The sequence below is a fragment of the Stenotrophomonas sp. Bg11-02 genome (genome assembly GCF_002836635.1).
Taxonomy (GTDB): Bacteria; Pseudomonadota; Gammaproteobacteria; order Xanthomonadales; family Xanthomonadaceae; genus Stenotrophomonas; species Stenotrophomonas lacuserhaii.
In genome coordinates this window covers 174,781-195,669 of the sequence record NZ_PJAY01000070.1, presented here as the reverse complement: position 1 = coordinate 195,669, position 20,889 = coordinate 174,781, and the positions used below count along the sequence as shown (strand labels likewise).

The 20,889-nt window shown below is 67.5% G+C and carries 15 protein-coding genes; 9 read left to right on the top strand and 6 right to left on the bottom strand.

Annotated elements, in window-relative coordinates; translation table 11 throughout:
* Positions 1 to 28 precede the first annotated feature (28 nt).
* On the bottom strand, positions 29 to 802 hold the full coding sequence (locus CXG43_RS18035) for a DUF3426 domain-containing protein (protein ID WP_101101445.1): 774 nt from the start codon (positions 800 to 802) through the stop codon (positions 29 to 31).
* A gap of 49 nt (positions 803 to 851) precedes the next feature.
* Positions 852 to 1,772, bottom strand: a complete 921-nt coding sequence (gene prmA, locus CXG43_RS18030; protein WP_101101443.1) for a 50S ribosomal protein L11 methyltransferase — start codon at positions 1,770 to 1,772, stop codon at positions 852 to 854.
* Between the two features lie 159 nt (positions 1,773 to 1,931).
* Here prmA and CXG43_RS18025 point away from each other — a divergent pair, with 159 nt between their 5' ends.
* The 5 genes from CXG43_RS18025 (at position 1,932) to CXG43_RS18005 (ending at position 6,714) form a co-directional block, all read left to right on the top strand.
* Positions 1,932 to 2,906: a hypothetical protein gene (locus CXG43_RS18025; protein ID WP_101101441.1), complete on the top strand. Its 975-nt coding sequence runs from the start codon at positions 1,932 to 1,934 to the stop codon at positions 2,904 to 2,906.
* Positions 2,903 to 3,277: a hypothetical protein gene (locus CXG43_RS18020; protein ID WP_101101439.1), complete on the top strand. Its 375-nt coding sequence runs from the start codon at positions 2,903 to 2,905 to the stop codon at positions 3,275 to 3,277. Before CXG43_RS18025 ends, CXG43_RS18020 begins: the two co-directional genes overlap by 4 nt.
* 141 nt (positions 3,278 to 3,418) lie before the next feature.
* Positions 3,419 to 4,156 carry a fimbria/pilus periplasmic chaperone gene (locus CXG43_RS18015; protein ID WP_101101436.1) on the top strand — a complete coding sequence of 246 codons (738 nt, stop codon included), beginning with the start codon at positions 3,419 to 3,421 and terminating at the stop codon, positions 4,154 to 4,156.
* 310 nt (positions 4,157 to 4,466) lie between these two features.
* Positions 4,467 to 5,522, top strand: a complete 1,056-nt coding sequence (locus CXG43_RS18010; RefSeq protein WP_101101434.1) for a hypothetical protein — start codon at positions 4,467 to 4,469, stop codon at positions 5,520 to 5,522.
* 127 nt (positions 5,523 to 5,649) lie between these two features.
* Entirely contained in the window at positions 5,650 to 6,714 is a 1,065-nt protein-coding gene (locus tag CXG43_RS18005) for a fimbrial protein (RefSeq protein ID WP_157824994.1), read from the top strand.
* Between the two features lie 38 nt (positions 6,715 to 6,752).
* Here CXG43_RS18005 and accC read toward each other — a convergent pair whose 3' ends face one another.
* The 4 genes from accC to CXG43_RS17985 all read right to left on the bottom strand — a co-directional run bounded on the left by accC (position 6,753) and on the right by CXG43_RS17985 (position 11,899).
* Complete coding sequence (accC, locus tag CXG43_RS18000) at positions 6,753 to 8,120, bottom strand: acetyl-CoA carboxylase biotin carboxylase subunit (protein ID WP_101101430.1); 1,368 nt, start codon at positions 8,118 to 8,120, stop codon at positions 6,753 to 6,755.
* Between the two features lie 10 nt (positions 8,121 to 8,130).
* A complete protein-coding gene (gene accB / locus CXG43_RS17995) occupies positions 8,131 to 8,613 on the bottom strand; it encodes an acetyl-CoA carboxylase biotin carboxyl carrier protein (protein ID WP_042614743.1) in 483 nt (160 codons plus the stop codon).
* Between the two features lie 62 nt (positions 8,614 to 8,675).
* Positions 8,676 to 9,119 (bottom strand): type II 3-dehydroquinate dehydratase, encoded by a 444-nt coding sequence (aroQ, locus tag CXG43_RS17990; protein WP_042614744.1) that lies wholly within the window; start codon positions 9,117 to 9,119, stop codon positions 8,676 to 8,678.
* A 176-nt stretch (positions 9,120 to 9,295) separates the two neighbouring features.
* On the bottom strand, positions 9,296 to 11,899 hold the full coding sequence (locus tag CXG43_RS17985) for a TonB-dependent receptor (RefSeq protein ID WP_101101428.1): 2,604 nt from the start codon (positions 11,897 to 11,899) through the stop codon (positions 9,296 to 9,298).
* A gap of 292 nt (positions 11,900 to 12,191) precedes the next feature.
* Between CXG43_RS17985 and CXG43_RS17980 the strand changes: the two genes are divergently transcribed.
* The 4 genes from CXG43_RS17980 to CXG43_RS17965 all read left to right on the top strand — a co-directional run bounded on the left by CXG43_RS17980 (position 12,192) and on the right by CXG43_RS17965 (position 20,856).
* Positions 12,192 to 14,534: a transporter substrate-binding domain-containing protein gene (locus tag CXG43_RS17980; RefSeq protein ID WP_198551382.1), complete on the top strand. Its 2,343-nt coding sequence runs from the start codon at positions 12,192 to 12,194 to the stop codon at positions 14,532 to 14,534.
* Positions 14,535 to 14,596: 62 nt separating this feature from the next.
* Complete coding sequence (locus tag CXG43_RS17975; protein ID WP_101101424.1) at positions 14,597 to 15,211, top strand: TetR/AcrR family transcriptional regulator; 615 nt, start codon at positions 14,597 to 14,599, stop codon at positions 15,209 to 15,211.
* A 94-nt stretch (positions 15,212 to 15,305) separates the two neighbouring features.
* Complete coding sequence (locus tag CXG43_RS17970) at positions 15,306 to 15,989, top strand: type 1 glutamine amidotransferase domain-containing protein (RefSeq protein ID WP_101101422.1); 684 nt, start codon at positions 15,306 to 15,308, stop codon at positions 15,987 to 15,989.
* 115 nt (positions 15,990 to 16,104) lie between these two features.
* Entirely contained in the window at positions 16,105 to 20,856 is a 4,752-nt protein-coding gene (locus tag CXG43_RS17965) for an ATP-dependent helicase (RefSeq protein ID WP_101101420.1), read from the top strand.
* The last annotated feature ends 33 nt before the right edge of the window (positions 20,857 to 20,889 follow it).

Here is a 20,889-nt window from a genome sequence, read left to right as displayed (position 1 = left end):
CCTGCACGGGGCGGGCGCCCGGCCGGCCTCACAGGAATTCGAAATTGAAGGCGACCGTGGACGCCGACGGCTCCTTGACCTGGAAGGCGATCTGCGCGCTCTGGCCGGGTTCCAGCAGCCCCGCCGTCCGTGCCCCGGCACCGAGATAGTCCGATGCCTCGAACACACCACTGCCGATCACCCGGCCATCGGCGTCGGACAGTGACAGCCGCAGCACGGGCCAGTCCTGTGCCCACCGTGCGTCATTGCGGATGCTCGCCTGTACCTGCAGTGCGCCGGCCTGTTGCGGCATCGGCCGCACGTCGCGGCTGATCATGGTGAAGGCCGCCGGTTCGCGCCAGGCGGGCAGGTCACAGCGCAGCACACGGCACAGGCCTGCAACCCAGGGACGGGTGCTGGCATCTGCCGCCAGGCGGGCGCGGTCGGCCAGCGCGATCTGCAGCAACAACAGCAGCGACAGCGCGGCCACCATGGCCCATTGCCAGCGGGGCGTGCGCAATCGATGCCCGCCACCGCGCAGGAACACCGGCTCTGCCTGGGACAGCGTGGGTTCCGCAGCCGCAGCAGGGACCTGCGCGGAGATCGTCGCGCTCGCCTGCACCGGTACTTCCCCGGCCATCGCGGCTGCCTCCGCGACGGGGTCCACAAGCGCTTGGGCGGTGTCGTCTGCGGTGACCTGAGAGGCGTCGGCTGAAGGCGCCGACGTCTCTGCCAACGGGGTCGCATCCGCGTCGGCCTGCGATCCGGCGTGTGGACGCAGGAAGGTGGCCAACGGTCGACGGGGCGGGTTCGGTTCGGACATGAATGTTCCGGCTCGGATCCAGTGGCTATTCAATCACGTCTGCGCGCGATCAGGCGCGCCGCACGCCGGTGATGCGCATCCAGTCGCCGTCCTGGGTCGCCTGCAGGTCATCGAACCAGGCGGCGTATCGCTGCAGCAGTTCGTGTTCCTGGCCATGCAGGATGCCCGACAGCGCGATGCGGCCTCCGGCGGCAACGCGGGCAGCCAGCAGGTCGGCCAGTGCGTCCAGCGCAGAGGCCAGGATGTTGGCGACCACCACCGGGTAGGTGGCCACCGGTTCGTCCTGTGGCAGGTAGACATGCATGCGCGGAAGTTCGCCATTGCGCTCGGCATTGTCGGCGGTGGCGATCAGCGCCTGCGGATCGTTGTCCACGCCGATCGACTCGGCCGCGCCCAGCTTCAACGCGGCCAGTGCCAGGATCCCCGAGCCGCAACCGAAGTCGAGCACGCGTTGTCCCTGCAACAGGCCCTCACCGGCCAGGCCATCGAGCCAGCGCAGGCACAGGGCGGTGGTCGGGTGGGTGCCGGAGCCGAACGCCAGGCCCGGGTCCAGCCGCACCACGGCCGCATCGGCGGCCTGGGCGGCGTCGGGCAGTTCATGGTTCCACGGCACGATCCAGGTGCGCTCGCCGAAGGACAAGGGCTCGAACTGGTCCAGCCAGACGCGCTCCCAGTCCTGGTCTTCCACCGCACGGAAGCTCACCGTCGACCAGTCCAGGCCATCGTCGAAGGCTTCCAGCGCGGCCAGCAGCAGCAGTCCATCGGCGTCATGCGGGAACAAGGCGCTCAGGACCAGCGTGTCCCACATCGGTGTCTCGCCGACGCCGGGTTCCAGGATGGCCTGTTCGTTGCTGGTGTCGGCCTCGGCATCGAGCAGGGTCACCGCCAACGCGCCGACGTCCTCCAGTGCGTTTTCGTAGCGGGGCTGGGTGGCTTCAGTGCAGCGCAGGGTCAGTTCCAGGAACGGCATGGTGGCAGGCGAGGTCCGGCAAAGAAGGGAATGCTAGTCGATCCTGGACGGCGGCAGCCATCTCAAGGCCTGCGGAGAATGAATGCGGCGGGCCAGACAGGCGGCAATCCCCTTGGTAGACTCGCGTTCCTGCCTTGCCTGTCAATGGCTTGTCCCCTGATGGCGTTTGCCCCGGCCCTTAAAACCTGGTTGCTCGTGGTGCCGGCCGTGGCCTTGCTCGGCGCAGCGGGCATGCGCATGGGCGGTCACCTGCTGCATGCGCAGCAATCCGGTCCCGCTGCGATGGACGCAGGAATGTCGCAACCCGTGGACACGCAGGCCACGCCCACGGCATTGCCTGCGGCCCTGGCACGCCGGCTTGGGGCCAGCGAACTTCAGCTCAACGGCGTGCCTTCCGGGCTGCCGCTGGACATCCGCGCCGACATGGAAGGCAACACCGATCTGTTCGCGTTCGCCCAGCGCCTGCGCGGCCAGGCCGACAGTGGCAACGTCGAGGCGCGCTGGATGTTGAGCCGGGTCTACGACTACTGCAGCCAGTACGCCAGCGATCCCGGCGGCTACCAGCTGGACAACAGTGTGTTGACCGGGATGGGCGAGCGTGCATCGACCGCGATGGCCGCCGCACGCCAGCGTGTCGCCGCGCGCTGCGGCGGCTTCGTGGCCAGTGATGGGCTGGGCTATCCGCTGGTGTTCGCGCAGCGCCGCCAGGCCGCGCAGGGCGGCAACCTGGCCGCCGAAGCCTCGTTGCTGGCCGACGGTCAACCGCTGCAGACCGACGAAGACTACCGGCGCGGCCTGGTCGAGCGCGTGCGCGATTCGCATGATCCGGAAGCCTACATGGCGCTGGCCCCGGCAATGGGGCTGCGCGCGTCCGGCGACCGGGCCATGACCGGCATGGTGGCCGGGGAGGCACTGAGCGAACTGGCCTGGCGCGTGGCGGCCTGCGAGCTGGGCATGCCGTGCGGCAGCGACAGCGTGCTGATGAACAGCTTCTGCGCCAACGGTGGCATCTGCAGCCAGGATGAGGGGCAGGACTTCACTGATTTTGTATACGACGCTGCGGTATCGCGGCAGGGTGCCGAAAAAATGACCGAATGGGTCGAAGAACTGATTGGAAAGAGGAAAAGGCGATGAAGTACCGTCGAATCCTGCACGGGGCGAAATTCTGGTTCTGGGTGGCGCTGTTCGTCGCCTATTCGGCGGGTGCGGTCGGCCTGCTGCTGATCGATACCCAGGAAGATCGTTACCGACGACTGTCCGCGGTGGAGCTGACCAAAGTGCAGTCCACGCCGGAAGCGCGCCGTGTCGGCGCCAGCCAGGTGGCCGCGGTGTACCGTGCGCAGAGTGCCATGCCATTCACCTCGCTGCCGGCGGGCAGCACCTTCCAGGTGGTGTGGCCGGATGGCTCCACTGAAACCATGGTGATCGTCGACCCGTCTTCGCCCAATGGCGTACGTCCGTTGGCGGGCAGCCAGGTTCCCGCACGCGTGACAGAGCGTCGCTGATGCGGCGCAGAGGGGCTGCCGGTTGGCGGCCCTTCATCGGTCGCGTCCTATTCCGCAGGATGGCGTGAAGGGGCTCTAATGGCGACCTCTGCAGTGTCGGCCCGCGTGGTGAACCGATGGCACTGCCCGTCGGAGAAACCCATGCTTACCGTCGTGATGCGATCGCTATCGGCCCTTGCCCTTGCAGCCGTCCTGCTGTCCCCGCTGGCCGCCGAAGCCGGCGTGGTCATTGCCGGCACCCGGCTTGTCTATCCCGCGCAGGAGCGCGAAGTCACCCTGGGGCTGAACAACGAGGCGCAACGCCCGTCGCTGGTGCAGTTGTGGATCGATGACGGTAACCAGGACACCCCGCCGGAAGAGGCCAAAGCCCCGTTCGTGATGACGCCGCCCCTGCTGCGCATGGACGCCGGTGCCCGACAGGCGGTGCGCATCCGCTTCACCGGCCCGGCGCAGCCTGGCGACCGCGAATCGCTGTACTGGGTGAACGTGCTGGAGATCCCGCCGTCCAGCGCCGCAGAGGACAAGCTGGACCTGGCCTTCCGCAGCCGCATCAAGCTGTTCTATCGTCCCGCCGGCTTGCCCGGCGAGGCAGACACTGCCCACCGCCAGCTGCGCTGGTCGCTGCAGCAGCGTGCGGGCGGCCTGGCCGTGCAGGTCGACAATCCGACCCCGTGGCACGTCAGCTTCGCGGCGATCTCGCTGACCGTCGACGGCAAGGTATCGGCTGATACCGGGGGCGGTATGGTCGCGCCGCGTGCCACCCAGGTGTTCCCGCTGGATGGGCTTGCCACACGGCCGCAAGGCGTAATCGGCATCGAGTACAGCACCATCACCGACGTCGGCGCGGTGCAGCCGGCCAGCGCATCGCTGGCCAACTGAGGCGGCGCCCTCGCATTTCGGACGCATCTGATGGGAGGCCACACGGCAGCGGCTGACACTGTGCAAGCGCCGGGCTGACCTCGACGGTACGCTGCCTGCCCGGTCGGTGAAGTCAGTGAAACCCGCTGCCTTGCTGGTGGCAGACCGGAGGGGGGGGCGGGCGAGTGCGCGGAGGGCCAGGGAGGGGTGACATTGCGCTACGAACAGCGCGGAATCAGACCCATCCGATGTCGTGTATGGCGGGGGTTGGGGACACTCCTGATGAGCGGGCCCGGTCGACGCCCGGCCTACCTTCACAAATGGTGATGACATGAAGCAGATTCTTTTCTACCGGCTGCTGACCGCGCTGGCGTTGTGCAACGCAGGCTCTGCGTTGGCGCAGAGCTGCGAACATCCCTCTGAATGGCCGACGCCGTTCCAGATAATCCTGCCCCTCCAGGGCACGATCACCGTGGGAGCCGATGTGCCGGACGGCGCGGAGATCTACACCGCACGGCATAACAGCGGCTCACCTGCCTTCATCAGGTGCCTGGGTGGGCCCGGTCGTGTGCAGCGGGAGAATGGCTACATAGGGGTCCCGGGCGAACCATCGGCGTTGCCCGGGATCTACAAGACATCGGTTCCCGGCGTCGGCATTGCGGTGTGGTACGCCGGAACCAGGTTCCCGTTCGATCCGGGTGCCTACACCGTCGACAGCTCCCCTCTGCGTGTGACGTTCAACAAGCAGTTGGATTTCAGCCTGTACAAGATCGGTCCGATCAGTGCGGGCGTGTTGCAGGGCAGTTCGCTTCCACGCGCGCGCCAGTCCACCCTGGGCACGGGCGGCATCAATATCTGGGAAGCGCAGATCGTCGGGCAGTTGAACATCGTGACCGGCACCTGCCGGGTGGGCGATGTGACCGTGTCGATGGGAAGCCCGGCGCAGCGCGAGCTGAACGCGCCAGGTGCGGCCACGGCGTGGAAACTGTTCATCGTTCCACTGAGCGGCTGCCCGGCGTTCTTCGGCAGGCAGCCGGCGTATGTCCAGGATGACAGCGGTGCCAGTGAAGTGGGGGGCCGCCGCGTGGCCAACCGCATCGGTCTACGCCTGGATCCCAGCACGCCGGTGCTGGATGCGGCCCAGTCGATCATGGCGCTCAGCAACAAAGACCATCCCGATACGGCCAAAGGCCTCGGCATCCAGGTGGCGCTGCCGGACAACACCCCGGTGGGCTATGGCGTGTTCCGCGACAGTGGGTTGACGCTCACCACAACGCCGAACGGGACCTACGCCGTGCGGATGCGCGCGCGCTATGTGCAGACCGAAGCGCGGGTAAGGCCCGGCATCGCCAATGGCGCGATGGTGGTGACGCTGCGTTACGAATGAGCGCTGCAGGATCGCCTCAGCGCCGTGATTCCGCCCGATCCGATGTTGCATGGCGTGCCCGCGGCGGAGAATTCGATCCAGTCGGGCCTTTTGCGACGATTTCTTCTTGCCCTGTCTGGTGATGACCATGAAACGTTGTTCCCTACTCCGCCTGCTGTTGCCATTGGCCCTGTGCTGGGTGGGGCCGGCGTTGGCGCAGACATGCACCTACGACGGTGGAATAACCGGTCCGCAGCGCGTGACGATGCCCCTGCAGGGCACCATCACGGTGGGCGCCGACGTGCCCGTCGGAAGCGTCATCTACTACAGCGGCCATAGTGCGACCATTCCCGGGGCGATCGTCTGTGGCGGCGGCACGGGGAGCAGCGATTGGCAGCTGGAGTACACCGGTGACCCGGGGATCCCGGTACCAGGACGGGCTGGGTTCTACGCGACGCGCATTCCCGGCGTTGCGATCCGCTGGTGGCGAGCGTCCAACACGGTGCCGGCAGTCATCGTCAGCGATCCCCTGGGCGCAGGTTACCTCCGGCGCAACATTCTGGCGTCGCTGACCTTCGAGCTGATCAAGACCGGACCCATTTCACCGGGTACGCTGCTGGCCAGCAGTCTCCCCACGCCTCGAATGGTGGTGCGCTGGGGTCCGGGAAGGGAGCTCGAGGCGTATGAGGCGAACGTACAAGGCCAGCTCAATCTCGTGATCGGTACCTGCAACGTCCGCGACGCCACCGTGCCATTGGGCAGCCATCCCGCGCGCCTGCTGACCGGACCTGGCAGCGCAACGCCGTGGGTTGATTTCTCCGTGGCACTGGAGCAATGCCCGGTGTTTCCCGGCTGGCGTCGCTCCTTCCATACCAGCAACAGCGGCACGGCAGAGCGGTTGAACGAGGGGCGCGCCAATGCGATCGGTTTCCGCGTTGATCCCCAGACCGCGATCCTGGACCCCGCCCAGTCGGTCATGGCACTGCAGCGTGGGCCTGGCACCGTGCCGGCACAGGGCGTCGGGATACAGGTCGCCCTGCCGAACGACACTCCGGTGGGCTATGGCGTGTTCCGGGCCAGCGGTCTGGTGCTGAGCGATACGCCCAACGGCCGCTACACCATTCCGCTGCGCGCCCGTTACTACCAGACGGAGGAACGTGTGCGCGGAGGTCCGGCCAATGGCGCGATGGTGGTGACGCTGCGTTACGAATGAGCCTCGGCGCCGGCCTGCTGGCCGGCGCCTGGGTGCGATCAGGTCAGCGCGATCGACTTGGTCTTGCGCTCGGCCAGGCGCTTTTCCAGGTAGTGGATGTTCTGTCCACCGGCCTGGAAGCCCTTGTCGCGCATGATGCGCTGCTGCAGGGCGACGTTGGTCTTGATGCCATCCACCACCATCTCGCTCAGCGCCACCCGCATGCGGGCGATGGCGGTCTCGCGGTCTGGCCCGTGCACGATCAGCTTGCCGATCATCGAATCGTAGTTGGACGGTACGCGGTAGCCGGCATAGATGTGCGTATCCACGCGCACGCCGGGGCCGCCGGGTGCATGGAAAGCGGTGATCTGGCCCGGGCTCGGCACGAAGGTTTCCGAATCTTCCGCGTTGATGCGGCATTCGATGGCATGCCCGGTCAGCACGATGTCGCTCTGCTTGATCGACAGCTTCTGGCCGGCGGCGATCTTCAGCTGCTCCACCACCAGGTCGATGCCGGTGACCATTTCGGTGACCGGATGCTCCACCTGGATGCGGGTGTTCATTTCGATGAAATAGAAGCGGCCGTCTTCGTACAGGAACTCGAAGGTGCCGGCGCCGCGATAACCGATGCGGATGCAGGCTTCCACGCAGACCTTGCCGATCTGCTCGCGGGCCTCGTCGCTGATGCCCGGTGCCGGTGCTTCTTCCACCACTTTCTGATGGCGACGCTGCATCGAGCAGTCGCGCTCACCGAGGTGGATGGCGTTGCCCTGGCCGTCGGCGAGGACCTGGATTTCCACGTGGCGCGGATTCTCCAGGTACTTCTCCATGTACACCTCACCGTTGCCGAACGCCGCCTTGGCTTCGCTCTTGGTGGTTTCGATGGACGTCTTCAGCGAGGCTTCTGCATGCACCACGCGCATGCCGCGTCCGCCGCCGCCGCCGGAGGCCTTGATGATGACCGGGTAGCCGATCTCACGCGCGATCTTGGTGTTGGCGACGATGTCATCGCCCAGCGGACCACCCGAGCCCGGCACGCACGGCACGCCGGCGGCCTTCATCGCGCGGATCGCTTCCACCTTGTCACCCATCAGGCGGATGGTGTCGGCCTTGGGGCCGATGAAGATGAAGCCGGATTCTTCCACGCGTTCGGCGAAGTTCGCGTTTTCCGACAGGAAGCCGTAGCCGGGATGGATGGCCTGGGCGTCGGTTACTTCAGCGGCGGCGATCAACGCCGGGATGTTGAGGTAGCTGTCGCTGGAGGCCGCCGGGCCGATGCAGACCGATTCATCGGCCATGGCCACGTGCTTGAGGTTGCGGTCGACGGTGGAGTGCACGGCCACCGTGCGGATGCCCAGGGTGTGGCACGCGCGCAGGATGCGCAGCGCGATTTCCCCTCGGTTGGCAATGACGATTTTATCGAGCATGGCCGGCCCCTCAGCCGATCACGAACAGCGGCTGGTCGAACTCAACCGGCTGGCCGTTCTCGCCGAGGATGGCGACGATGGTGCCCGACGCATCGGCTTCGATCGGGTTGAACATCTTCATCGCTTCGATGATCGCCAGGGTCTCGCCTTCCTTGACCTGCTGGCCGATGCTGACGAAGGCCGGCTTGTCCGGCGAGGCCGACGCATAGAAGGTGCCGACCATCGGCGAACGCAGCACGTGGCCTTCCGGCAGCGCGTTGCCCGGCTTGGCGGTGCCACCGGTGGAGGCTTCGGTCGGCGACTGCATCGGCATGGCCGGGGCGGCAGCGGCGGCCGGCGCGGCGATCATCTGCGGCTGCACGGCCATCTGCGCGAAGGTGCCGACCGGCGCACGCGACAGGCGCACCGACTCTTCGCCTTCCTTGATTTCAATCTCGGCGAGGTTGGATTCTTCCAGCAGGTCGATCAACTTCTTGATTTTGCGCAGATCCATGAGGGCCTCTTCTTCTGTTTTGATTATCTGGGGTGGGAAGGGCGCAGGCGCCCGTTCGAAGCTCAGGCGTTGGACAACCGCTGCAGGGCGGCATCCATCGCATAACGGTAACTGTCGGCACCGAAACCGCAGATGACACCGACCGCCTTGTCGCTGAAATAGCTGTGCTGGCGGAAGGGTTCGCGGGAATGCGGATTGGACAGGTGGATTTCGATGAACGGCACGTCCACCGCGGCCAGCGCATCGCGCAGGGCCACCGAGGTATGGGTGAACGCAGCCGGGTTGATCAGGATGAAGGCGGTGCCGTCAAGGCGCGCAGCCTGGATGCGGTCCACCAGCACGTGTTCGGCATTGGACTGCAGGCTTTCCACCGCGTGCCCGGCCGCCGCCCCCTGCGCGTGCAGCGCCTGGTCGATCTGCGCCAGGGTGGTGTGGCCATAGACCCCCGGCTCGCGCGTGCCGAGCAGGTTGAGGTTGGGGCCGTGCAGTACCAGCAGTTTCGCCATGGGAGCCGAACAACGGGAAAGGGCGGCAGTCTGGCGGAAGCTGGAGTTGATGTCCAGTTCGGCGAAGTTATGCGCGTTTCAAGCATTCGTTTGAAATCTGCCGGCCGCGCGGCGGTTCTCTGGCAGGCGGCGGCCCATCATGGCACGCCGCCGCCTGTCCCTCTGTTCCGCTCAGGTCAGAACGTCCAGCCCAGCCGGGCGTAATAGAAGCCGCCGTTGAAGCCATACGGTGAATGCACCGGGTATTCCGCGCCAGCCACGCCGGCCCACGGGTTCTTCGAGGGCACCCGGTCGAACAGGTTCTGCGCGCCCAGGCTGAAGTACAGCCCGGAAGCGAACTTCCAGCCCACTTCGGCATCCACGATCAGCGCGCTGCCGGCGTGGATCGGCAGGCCACCGTCATCGGCGGAGACCACCCCGCTGTCCAGGTGGTCTTCGTACCAGCTGCTGTAGTAATTGAAGCGCAGGTTGGCATGGAAGATCTGGCGCTGGTGGTTGACGCTGAAGTAGCCCTTGGTGCGCGGCAGCGACTCTTCCAGCTTGTAGACGCGGGCGGCATCGATGAAGTCGGTATCGAAGCGGTCCACTTCGGTGCGGTTCCAGTTGGCGGCCAGCGCGTAGGTGGTGGTGCCACCGAAATGATCGCTGCGGTAGCTGGTGACCACGTCCACACCGGTGGTGGTGGTGTCGAAGGCGTTGCCGAAATAGGTGACCTGGGAAATCGATGCCGCTTCCGGATTGCCGCCGGCCACCAGCGCGGCGCGTTCGGCCGGGGTCACCGCGAAGCTGGTGCTCAGTGCGATGCGATCCTCCACCTTGATCTGGTAACCGTCCACGGTGAACAGCCAGTCGCCCTGCGTCCACACCGCCCCCAGCGAGACGTTCTTCGACTCTTCCGGGGTCAACGGCTGGGCGCCCTTGAGTTGGGCGATCGGATCGGTGGGGGGCAGGGTGGCGATGTCTTCCAGCGCCGTCCCCCCGAACACGGTGCTGATCTGGCTGATGTTGGCCTGGCCGGGAGTGGGGGCACGGAAGCCGGTGTTGTAGGCACCGCGCACGGCGAAGTTTTCAGTGAAGTCGAAGCGGCCGGTGAGCTTGCCGGTGGTGGTGCTGCCGAACGAATCGTAATCTTCGTAGCGCAGCGCGCCGGCCAGCAGGAAGCGTTCGGTGAGCTGCGCTTCCAGGTCCGCATAGGCGGCCCAGTTGCGACGGTCGAAGGTGCCGGCGGTGCGCGCGCTGAAGCCGTTGAAGCCGTTGGAGCCCAGCGCGAAGCCCTGCTCGGTCAGCGGGCCGATGGCGGTGGACGGGCCGTCACCGGGGCTGATGGTGAAGCTTTCCTCGCGCCATTCCGCGCCCATCGCCAGGCGCAGGGGCTGGTTGCTGAAGCCGGTGGCGATATCGCGGCTGACATCCACGTTGAGGTTCTTTTCGGTCTGGGTGTTGCCGCCGGGCTTGAACGACAGGCCCGTCGGCTGCACCGGGCCCATCGAGGCGTTGACCGTGTTGTAGATGGTGAAGTCGATCTCGTTGCGGCCCCAGGAACCGCTGACGTCCCAGTACCAGTCCTCCCAGGTGCCCTTGGCGCCGGCGAATACCGAGGTGTCTTCCAGCGACCCGCCGAAGCGCGGGGTGAAGCCGCCCGGCAGGCTGGACAGGAAGGTGTAGCAGTTCGCGGGCAGGGCCGCGACCGCTGCACTGACGCCGGCGTACGGCAGCAGGGTGCCGCTGCCGTCGCGCAGGGCGATGGAAGGGCAGGCACCGGCGCCGGTCAGGTTGCCGACCAGCAGGGTGTCGCCGCCATCGTTGGAATACACGCCCGAGCGCGAGGTCGGATCGCGGTAGTAGAAGCCGCCGTCCACGTCGCGTTTGGCATGGTTGCCGAACAGATAGAAGTCCACGTTGTCGGTGGACAGGCCCAGGTTGTAGACCAGCTTGAAGTCGTCATCGACCTTCGGCGAGCCCCACACCTGCGCGGGCTGGCCGACCCCGGGATAGCCCGCCGCGATCGCGGCGGCGTCGTCGTCACGCTGCACGCTGCGCGAGGTGTCATCGGCGTTGCGCCATTCGGCAGTCAGCGTGGCAAAGCCGCGTTCAGTCAGCGGCAGGCCGATCTGCGCCGAGTACTGCGTGGTCAGGCCGTCGCCTTCGTAGTACTTGCCGGTGAACACTTCGGCGGTGCCGCCTTCGCGCAGCTTCTTCAGACCAAAATTGATGACCCCGGCGATGGCGTCCGAGCCGTACTGGGCGGCGGCGCCATCGCGCAGCACCTCCACCTGTTCCAGCGCCAGCGATGGGAATACCGACAGGTCTGGACCCTGCGCACCGTCGGACAGGCCATGTCCGAGGAAGGTGATCACCGCCGCACGGTGGAAGCGTTTGCCGTTGACCAGCAGCAGGGTGTTGTCCGGCGGCAGGCCGCGCAGGTTGGCCGGGCGTACCAGGCTGGCGGCGTCATCGATGGGAATGGTGCTGACGTTGAAGGAGGGCACCAGCACCTTCAGCTGGTCCAGCGCATCGGTAGCGCCCTGGTTGCGGAATTCTTCACCGCTGATGATGTCGATCGGTACCGCCGAGGAGGACACGGTACGTGGTTTGGTGCGGCTGCCCAGCACCGACACGGTGTCCAGGTTGGTGGCCGCTTCGGGCGTGGCCGGGCTGTCCTGTGCCAGCGCTCCCGTGCTGGTGACCAGCAGGGCGGTCGCCAGCGCCAGGTGTACTGCAGATGCCAATGGCGAAAAGGCTTTCGGAGCGTGAACACACTTGCCAATGCGGTCGTTCATGCATGCACCTTGCAGTCGGATTGTTGAGTTGTCGTTCGGTTAGTGGCTCATCCTGTTGGTTCTCCCTGCGCGTCAGCGGATCTGTTGCGCTGCATCAATAATTAACAGAAGATTAACCGTACTGCAACGAATGTGTGCCGACGTTGGCGGTTGACTGGCGCGGTGGTCGATGGACCGACGCGCCGTACCCGCCGCCCGCGGGCCTTTCGCGGCGTATCCTTGCCACATGGGGACTTTTATTCCGACGCACCGACGGTCGCGCCTTCGTGCCTGCGCCTGTGCTGCGTTCTGCTTGCTGGTCGGGGCTGCGGCGCTGCCGGCGGCCGCCGCGACGCCGCCCACTGTGCTGTTGGACCCGTCTGAACAGGCCTGGATTACCGCCCATCCGGTGATCCGGGTCACCTCCGATGCCACCCTTCCGCCATTGGAATATGTCCGTGACGGTCAGCTGCGGGGCCTGTCCGGGGACTACCTCCGGCTGATCAGCGCGCGCACCGGGCTGCAGTTCCAGTTCGTGCAGGCCGCTGACTGGCCGGCCGCGCAGCGCGCGCTGGAATCGCGCGAGGCGGACATGCTGCTCAATGCCATGGACGAGCGCCTGTCACCGGCGACGCGTGCGGCGGTGCGCCTGGGCCGGCCCTATCTGTCGGCCTACAGCGTTGTGTTCACGCGACCGGATTCGCCGGCCGTATGGGACCTGCAGGAGCTGGCCGGGCGTCGGGTCGCCGCACGTGCCGCCGGGGACTACGCCCGGATCCTGCAGGCCCGTTATCCACAGCTGACCGTCGTGCCGACCGCCACCCCGCAGGCCTCCATGCAGATGGTGCTGGACGGCCAAGCCGACGCGGCGATGGGCACCAACGCGACCTTCCAGCCGTTTGTCGCGCGCCGGTATCTCGATGAGCTGCATATCTCCCGGCCGCGCATCGACCTGGTGATGCAGGCGCAGTTCGCGGTACGCAGCGACTGGCCGCAGCTGGAGGCGATCATCGGCAAGGCGATGGCGTCGATCAACACCCAGGAGGAATCGCAGATCCGCCAGCAATGGCTGCGCGAAGAGGACTACGGCGCGCCCAGCGTGGCCACCGTGCTGCGCTACAACTGGCCGTGGCTGCTGGCCATCGGCCTGCTGGTGCTGGCGCTGGGTGTGGTCGCGCGCTGGGCTTGGCGCGCACGCGCGGCGGCGATCGAAAGCGAACGGGTCAAGGCGCGTTTCCTGGCGACCATGAGCCATGAGATACGCACCCCGATCAACGCCGTGCTGGGGGCCATCGAAGTGCTGGCCGACCACGTTCCCGCCGGCCGGCCGCGCGCGCTGGTGCGGGCTGCCGAGGAGGCGGCCGAGTCGCTGACCGGCCTGCTGGACAACGTGCTGGACCTGTCCCGGCTGGACGAAGGCCGCATGCAGCTGGAGAAGATCCCGGTGGATGTGCGCGCGCTGGGGCGCAGCGTCGCGGCGGTATTCCAGGGCGAACTGGAAAAGCGCGGCATCGCGCTGGTCGTCGAGGTACCGGCGCACGACAGCTGGCTGATGCTTGACCCGACCCGGCTGCGCCAGGTGCTGATGAACCTGCTCGGCAACGCGCGCAAGTTCACCGAGCGCGGCAGCATCCGGTTGGCGCTGCAGGTGCAGGACGCACCGGCCGGCACCTGGTTGCACGCGGCGGTGACCGACACCGGTTGCGGGATCCCCGCAGCGCTGCAGGGCCACCTGTTCGATCCCTACACGCAGGCCGACGGCAGCATCTCGCGCCAGTACGGCGGCACCGGCCTGGGGCTGTCGATCAGCCACGATCTGGTGCAGCTGATGGGCGGCCAGATCGACCTGCACAGCGTGGAAGGCGAAGGCACCACGGTGTCGCTGCGGATCCCGGCCGAGCGTACCGATGCCGCGGCTGCACCTGCCGTCGCCACGCCGGGCGGCGTGCTGCGGGGCGTGCGCGTGCTGGTGGTCGATGACCATGCGCCCAACCGCATGGTGCTGGAGGAACAGCTCGGCCGGCTGGGCGCCGTGGCGATGCTGGCAGACAGTGCCGCGCAGGCGTTGGCCACGCTCACCGCGGACCTGCCGGACATCGTGCTGCTGGACTGCTTCATGCCGGACATCGACGGCTACCAGGCAAGCCGGATGATCCGCACGGCGGGCATCCCGGGCGTGGCCGACCTGCCGATCATCGCCATATCCGCTGCCAGCGATGCTGCCCACCTGGCGCGTTGCCAGCAGGCAGGCATGAACGGCGTGTTGAAAAAGCCGATCCGCCTGGCCGAACTGCAGGGCATGCTGGCGCTGTGGACCGGCCGCACTGCTGCAGCGGGATCCGCCGACAGGGCGGGGCAGACCGCCGCGCTGGAGGCCATCGAACGGGTCACCGTCGACCGGCTGGAGCCAGACCTGCGCGTGCTGCTGGCCGACGATCTGCACAAGCTGCGCGACGCGGTGGATGCCAGCGATCTCGCGCGCATCATCTTTTACGCGCATCGCCTGCATGGGGCCGCCGGGCTGGTCGGGCGGCCGGCGCTGGCCGCGTTGGCCGCCCGGCTGGAAGCCGATCCGGAAATGGATCCGGACCCGGCGCTGGACGAAATCGACGCGCAACTGGCAAGCCTGTCGCGGGCGGGGCCGATCCGGGTATGAACCGTGAGGCGGCTTTGGCGGGACCCTAGACGACTGGTCTAATCGGATATATAGTGGCTGCCATGAACGCCGTCCCCGCCACCGCCAACGTCCGCGAAAAGATCCTGGCCACCGGCCAGCGGATCATGGGCGGCAAAGGCTTTTCGGCGGTCGGACTGAATGAAGTGCTGGCCGCGGCCGGCGTGCCCAAGGGCTCGTTCTACCACTACTTCGGCTCGAAGGACGCCTTCGGCGAGGCGCTGCTGGAGGGGTACTTCGAGGCCTATGTGGCCGACATGGAGCGCATCTTCCGCCAGCCCGGCAAGACCAAGGCCGCGCAGATCGAAGACTATTTCGCCGCCTGGCAGGACAACCAATCCTTCGAGGACTGCCAGGGCAAGTGCCTGGCGGTGAAGCTGGGCGCCGAAGTGGCAGACCTTTCCGACAGCATGCGATCGGCGCTGGATCGCGGCACCGCGGCGATCATCGCCGGGATGGCTGCGGCGATCGAAGCCGGCCAGGCGGAAGGCTCGTTGCCGGTCCAGGACGACGCCAAGGCGCTGGCGCAGAGCCTCTACCAGCTGTGGTTGGGCGCCAGCATCATGGTCAAGATCGTCCGTACTCCGCAGCCGTTCGACAACGCGCTGCGCACCACCCGTCACCTGCTGGGTCCACCCGCCAACACCGCCGTTTCCTGAACGCAGGGGGCGGCACGCTCGTCCCGTTTCACGCGCAATTTCCTAGACGACCGGTCTAATTTTTGTTGTATCTGCACCTCACTGGAGCACACCCATGAAAGTCCTCATCGTTCTCACCTCCCACGACCAACTCGGCGACACCGGCAAGAAGACCGGCTTCTGGCTGGAAGAACTGGCCGCGCCGTACTACACCTTCAAGGACGCCGGCGCGGAGATCGTGCTGGCCTCGCCGAAAGGCGGGCAGCCGCCGCTGGATCCGAAGAGCAACGAGCCTGATTTCCAGACCGCGCTGACCCGGCGCTTCGAAGCCGACGCCGAGGCCAATGCACAGCTGGCCCGCACCATGCGCCTGGACAGCGTGTCGCAGGCCGATTTCGACACGGTGTTCTATCCCGGTGGCCACGGGCCGCTGTGGGATCTCGCCGAAGATCGTGATTCCATCGCCCTGATCGAATCGTTCATCGCAGCGGACAAGCCGGTCGCGCTGGTCTGCCACGCCCCCGGCGTGCTGCGCCACGTCAAGGCCGCCACCGGTCGCCCGCTGGTGGAAGGCCTGCAGGTCACCGGTTTCACCAACACTGAAGAGGAAGGCGTGGGTCTGACCCAGGTGGTGCCGTTCCTGGTCGAGGACGAACTGAAGGCCAACGGTGGCCACTATTCCAAGGGCCCGGACTGGGGTTCGTACGTGGTCCGCGATGGATTGCTGATCACCGGGCAGAATCCGGCGTCCTCCACCGAAGCGGCGGACGTACTGATCAGGCAGCTCGCGATCCACTGATCACGGCGCCGCCTGTCGTGGCGCTGCGGTGGCTGCAGCGCCACACCCAATGCGCTTCAACGGGACCCGCGGCGGGCTGCCCGTAGCGTGCACGCCGCGGCTCGCATAATGGGGCATGCCCAGCTCCCTCGACGCCCTTCCCGCCGCCTTCGCCCCCGCCACGCGCACGTGGTTCAGCGGGGCGTTCCCCGCTGCAACGCCGGCGCAGGTAGACGCCTGGGCGGCGATCAGCCAGGGGCAGCACACGCTGGTCATCGCGCCCACCGGTTCGGGCAAGACGCTGGCCGCGTTCCTGCATGCCATCGACCAGTTGTTCACCGAACGCGACCAGCAGGCGCGCACTGGCCTGCTGCCACAGCGGGGAACCACCCGCGTGCTGTACATCTCCCCGATCAAGGCACTGGGGGCGGACGTGCAACGCAACCTGCAGGTGCCGCTGCAGGGCGTGCGTGCCGAGCGCGCGCGGCGCGGCGATCCGGACGTGGACCTGTCAGTGGCGATACGCAGCGGTGACACCACCGCGTCCGAGCGCGCGCGGCTGGCGCGGCGTCCACCGGACATCCTGATCACCACGCCGGAATCGCTGTTCCTGATGCTCACCTCCAACGTGCGCGACACGCTGCGCCACGTGCATACGGTGATCATCGATGAAATCCATGCGGTGGCCGGCAGCAAGCGTGGCACGCACCTGGCACTCAGCCTGGAGCGGCTGGAGAACCTGCTGCAGGCCCCTGCACAAAGAATCGGCTTGTCGGCCACGGTGCGCCCGGTGGACGAGGTGGCGCGCTTCCTTGGTGGCGGCCGTGCGGTCAGCGTGGTGCAGCCACCGTCTTCGCGCCAGCTGGCGATGCGCATCGTGGTGCCGGTGGAGGACATGGCCGACCTGCCCACGCAGGGGGCGGGTTCCGGCGCGGGCGAGTCGTCCACGCGGGTGGGTTCAATCTGGCCCCATGTCGAGGCCAGCATCCTCGAAGAGGTGCTGCGCTGGCGCTCCACCATCGTGTTCGCCAACTCGCGCGGCGTGGCGGAAAAGCTGACCGCGCGGCTCAACGCACTGTATGCCGAACGCCTGGAGATCGATGCGGGCGGGGGGGCGTCGGGCCAGCGCGATCCCACGGCCTTCAGTTCGTTCAATGGCGGCACGGCGGGGCGCTCCAGCGGTGCCGAGCCGCTGCTGGCGCGCTCGCATCACGGCTCGGTCAGCAAGGAACAGCGGCGCGAGATCGAAGAAGCGCTCAAGTCAGGCGCACTGCGCTGCGTGGTCGCCACCTCCAGCCTGGAGCTGGGCATCGACATGGGACTGGTGGACCTGGTGATCCAGGTCGCCGCGCCGCCTTCGGTGGCCAGTGCGTTGCAGCGGGTCGGGCGCGCCGGCCACCAGGTGGGTGGCATCTCCACCGGCTTCGTCTACCCGCGCACCCGGCGTGACCTGATCGATGCCGCGGTGATCGTCGACAGCATGCTGGCCGGTCGCATCGAAGCGCTGGATCCACCGCGCAATCCGTTGGACGTGCTGGCCCAGCAGACCGTGGCCGCAGTGGCGATGGACGCGCTGGACGTGGAGGACTGGTACGCCTGCGTACGCCGCGCCGCACCCTATCGCGAGCTGCCACGCAGCGCCTTCGATGCGGTGCTGGACATGCTGGCCGGACGCTATCCCTCGGATGATTTCGCCGGATTCCGACCGCGCCTGGTATGGAACCGCGACAGCGGAAAACTCACCGCGCGCCCCGGTGCGCGCCAGCTGGCGGTGACCAGTGGTGGCACCATCCCGGACCGCGGCATGTTCAGCGTCGTGCTGCCGGAAGGTGAGGAGCGCGCCGGCTCGCGCCGGGTCGGCGAGCTGGACGAAGAGATGGTGCACGAGTCGCGGGTGAACGATGTGATCACCCTCGGCGCCACCTCGTGGCGGGTGGAACAGATCACCCATGACCAGGTGATCGTCACTCCGGCACCGGGGCGCTCGGCACGGTTGCCATTCTGGCGCGGCGAGAATGCCGGCCGTCCGGCCGAACTCGGCGCGGCGATTGGTGCGTTCCTGGCTGAGCTGGATGGCGCGGCGACGGAGGAGGGCGCCGTTCCGGAGGCCGTGGCCGCACGGCTCCAGGCCAGCGGCCTGGATGGACGCGCCATCACCAACATCCTCGGCCTGCTCGGTGAGCAGCGGCAGGCGACCGGCGTGCTGCCGACGGACCGGCAACTGGTGGTTGAACGCTGCCGCGATGAACTGGGCGACTGGCGGGTGATGCTGCATTCGCCGTATGGCCGCCGCGTGCATGATCCGTGGGCGCTGGCGATCGCAGAGCGGATCCGCGAACGCTGGCACGTCGATCCTTCCGTGGTATCCAGCGAGGACGGCATCATGGCGCGCATTCCGGACAGCAGCGGGCACCTGCCGGGTGCGGATCTGTTCCTGTTCGAGCCCGAGCCGCTGCGGCGCCAGGTAACCGCCGCGGTCGGCAGCTCGGCGCTGTTCGCTGCCCGCTTCCGCGAATGTGCTTCGCGCGCGTTGTTGTTGCCACGGCGCACGCCAGGACGCCGCTCGCCGCTGTGGCAGCAGCGCCTGCGCGCGGGCCAGTTGCTGGACGTGGCGAGCGCCTATCCGGATTTCCCGATCCTGATCGAAACTGCACGCGAGTGCCTGCAGGATGTCTACGACCTCGATGCGCTGGGCGGGCTGATGCAGCGCCTGGAGGCTGGCCACGTGCAGATCGCCGAGGTCACCACCGCAGTGCCATCGCCGTTCGCGGCCAACCTGCTGTTCGGCTACGTCGCCGAGTTCATGTACGGCACCGATGTCCCGCTGGCCGAGCGTCGCGCCTCGATCCTGTCCTTGGACAGTGGCTTGCTGGCTGACCTGCTGGGCCAGGTGGATATAGGCGAGCTGTTGGATGCTGGCGTGGTCGAGCGCGTGGTGGACGAGCTGCAGCGGCTGGCGCCGGATCGGCGTGCCGCGGGCAAGGAGAGCGTTGCCGACCTGCTGCGCGAGCTGGGTCCGTTGTCTGTGGGCGAGCTTGCCGTGCGGTTGCATGATGCCGATGGTGACGTGCGCGCGCACCTGGCGGCGCTGCAGGAAGAGCAACGCATCATCGCCGTCGCGCTGGCAGGTGAAGCACGCTGGGCGGCGATCGAAGATGCCGGCCGGTTGCGCGATGCACTGGGAATCGCGCTTCCCGGACGGATTCCCGCAGTGTTCCTGCTGCCGTCGCCGGATCCGCTGGGCGATCTGGTCGCACGATTCGCGCGCACGCGTGGTCCGTTCACCACGGCCGATGTCGCCGCCCGGTTCGGGCTGGGTGTGGCGGTGGCCGACAACGCACTGGCGCGCCTGGCTGAGCAGGGCAAGCTGCTCAGCGGCCGGTTCGGCGCTACGCCGTCCGCGCACGGCACGCCACTGGCGCGCCACGAATGGATGGCCGAGGCGGTGTTCCGCCGGCTGCGCGTGCGCTCGCTGCAGGCGGCACGCGAAGCGACCCGACCGGTGCCGGGAACGGCGTATGTGCGCTTGTTGCTGGAACGCCACGCGTTGCTGGGATCGGCGGCCGGGCATGCTGCACTGGGTTCGGCTGTGCAGGTCATCGGCACGCTGGAAGGCAGCGAAGGCGTGCTGCGGGTGGTGGAACAACTGGCCGGCGTGCCGCTGCCTGTTTCTGCCTGGGAGAACCAGGTCCTGCCGGCGCGTGTACGGGATTATGCGCCTGCATTGCTGGACCAGCTGCTGGCCACCGGCAGCGTGCTGTGGTGCGGGCACGGCACGCTGGGCGAGGACGATGGGCTGGTGTCTTTGCATCTGCAGCAGGTGGCTGCGGAGACGCTGCCGGTGATCAGCGAAGGCGCGGTGTCGCCGCTGCAGGAGGTGATCCTGTCGGTGCTGGCAGACGGTGGTGGATTCTTTGCACGGCAACTTGCGACGAGCATCCATGCCCGGATACAGGCGGCGGACCACCTCGCAGCAGGCATCGATCTGTCGCCGGAATCATTGCATGCCGCACTGTGGGGGCTCGCCTGGGAGGGCCGCGTGGCAACGGATATCTGGGCGCCGCTGCGGGCGCTGTCAATGGCCCGCGCGCCATCCCGCGCACGCGCATCGCACGCGTCGCGCCGCCGCCGCGGGTTCATGGGCGTACCGATGGACGATGCAGTGCCTGCCGCCGGGGTGCCGTCCTCCGGCCCGGCGACCTACGACGCGCCTTCGTTGGCCGGCCGCTGGTCGCTGCTGCAGCGGGATGCTGCCAGTGACACCGTGCGTGCGGTCGCACTGGCTGAAGCGTTGCTGGATCGCCACGGCGTGGTGACCCGCGGCGCTGCGGTGGCAGAAGGCATCGCCGGAGGGTTCCCAGCGTTGCAGCAGGTCTACCGGGGCATGGAGGATGCCGGCCGGGTGCTGCGTGGACGTTTCGTGGAAGGCCTGGGCGGTGCGCAGTTCGCCGAACGTTCCAGCGTCGACCGGCTGCGTGATATCGCCGATGACACCACGCCTGCCGCATCCGCAACGGCCATCGGCCTGTCGGCGGTGGACCCTGCCAATGCCTACGGCACGCTGCTGGCGTGGCCGGCGCATGTGGCCCGGCAGCGGCCGGTGCGCCGGGCCGGCGCGTTGGTGGTGCTGGCAGGCGGCGCGTTGCGGATGTACCTGGCGCAGGGCGGACGTTCCCTGCTGCTGTATTTCGACGGCGAGGATCCCGCTCATGCCGATCTGCTGACTGCCTCGGCCTGCGCGCTTGCCGCGGCGCTGCGTCGGGGCCGGCGCCAGTCGTTCACCCTGGACCGGATCAACGATGCGGAAATCGGTCGCGGCCCGGTTACCGAGGCACTGCGTACCGCGGGCTTCCGCAACGCACCGCGCGGGCTGAGCTGGGAAGGCTGAGCTTCCCGGCAGCAGCGCGTCTGGTGACAGTGC

Coding starts and splice junctions, on each gene's coding strand:
- CXG43_RS18035 (WP_101101445.1), bottom strand. CDS start 802: ATGTCCGAACCGAACCCGCCCCGTCGACCGTTGGCCACCTTCCTGCGT.
- prmA (WP_101101443.1), bottom strand. CDS start 1,772: ATGCCGTTCCTGGAACTGACCCTGCGCTGCACTGAAGCCACCCAGCCC.
- CXG43_RS18025 (WP_101101441.1), top strand. CDS start 1,932: ATGGCGTTTGCCCCGGCCCTTAAAACCTGGTTGCTCGTGGTGCCGGCC.
- CXG43_RS18020 (WP_101101439.1), top strand. CDS start 2,903: ATGAAGTACCGTCGAATCCTGCACGGGGCGAAATTCTGGTTCTGGGTG.
- CXG43_RS18015 (WP_101101436.1), top strand. CDS start 3,419: ATGCTTACCGTCGTGATGCGATCGCTATCGGCCCTTGCCCTTGCAGCC.
- CXG43_RS18010 (WP_101101434.1), top strand. CDS start 4,467: ATGAAGCAGATTCTTTTCTACCGGCTGCTGACCGCGCTGGCGTTGTGC.
- CXG43_RS18005 (WP_157824994.1), top strand. CDS start 5,650: ATGAAACGTTGTTCCCTACTCCGCCTGCTGTTGCCATTGGCCCTGTGC.
- accC (WP_101101430.1), bottom strand. CDS start 8,120: ATGCTCGATAAAATCGTCATTGCCAACCGAGGGGAAATCGCGCTGCGC.
- accB (WP_042614743.1), bottom strand. CDS start 8,613: ATGGATCTGCGCAAAATCAAGAAGTTGATCGACCTGCTGGAAGAATCC.
- aroQ (WP_042614744.1), bottom strand. CDS start 9,119: ATGGCGAAACTGCTGGTACTGCACGGCCCCAACCTCAACCTGCTCGGC.
- CXG43_RS17985 (WP_101101428.1), bottom strand. CDS start 11,899: ATGAACGACCGCATTGGCAAGTGTGTTCACGCTCCGAAAGCCTTTTCG.
- CXG43_RS17975 (WP_101101424.1), top strand. CDS start 14,597: ATGAACGCCGTCCCCGCCACCGCCAACGTCCGCGAAAAGATCCTGGCC.
- CXG43_RS17970 (WP_101101422.1), top strand. CDS start 15,306: ATGAAAGTCCTCATCGTTCTCACCTCCCACGACCAACTCGGCGACACC.
- CXG43_RS17965 (WP_101101420.1), top strand. CDS start 16,105: ATGCCCAGCTCCCTCGACGCCCTTCCCGCCGCCTTCGCCCCCGCCACG.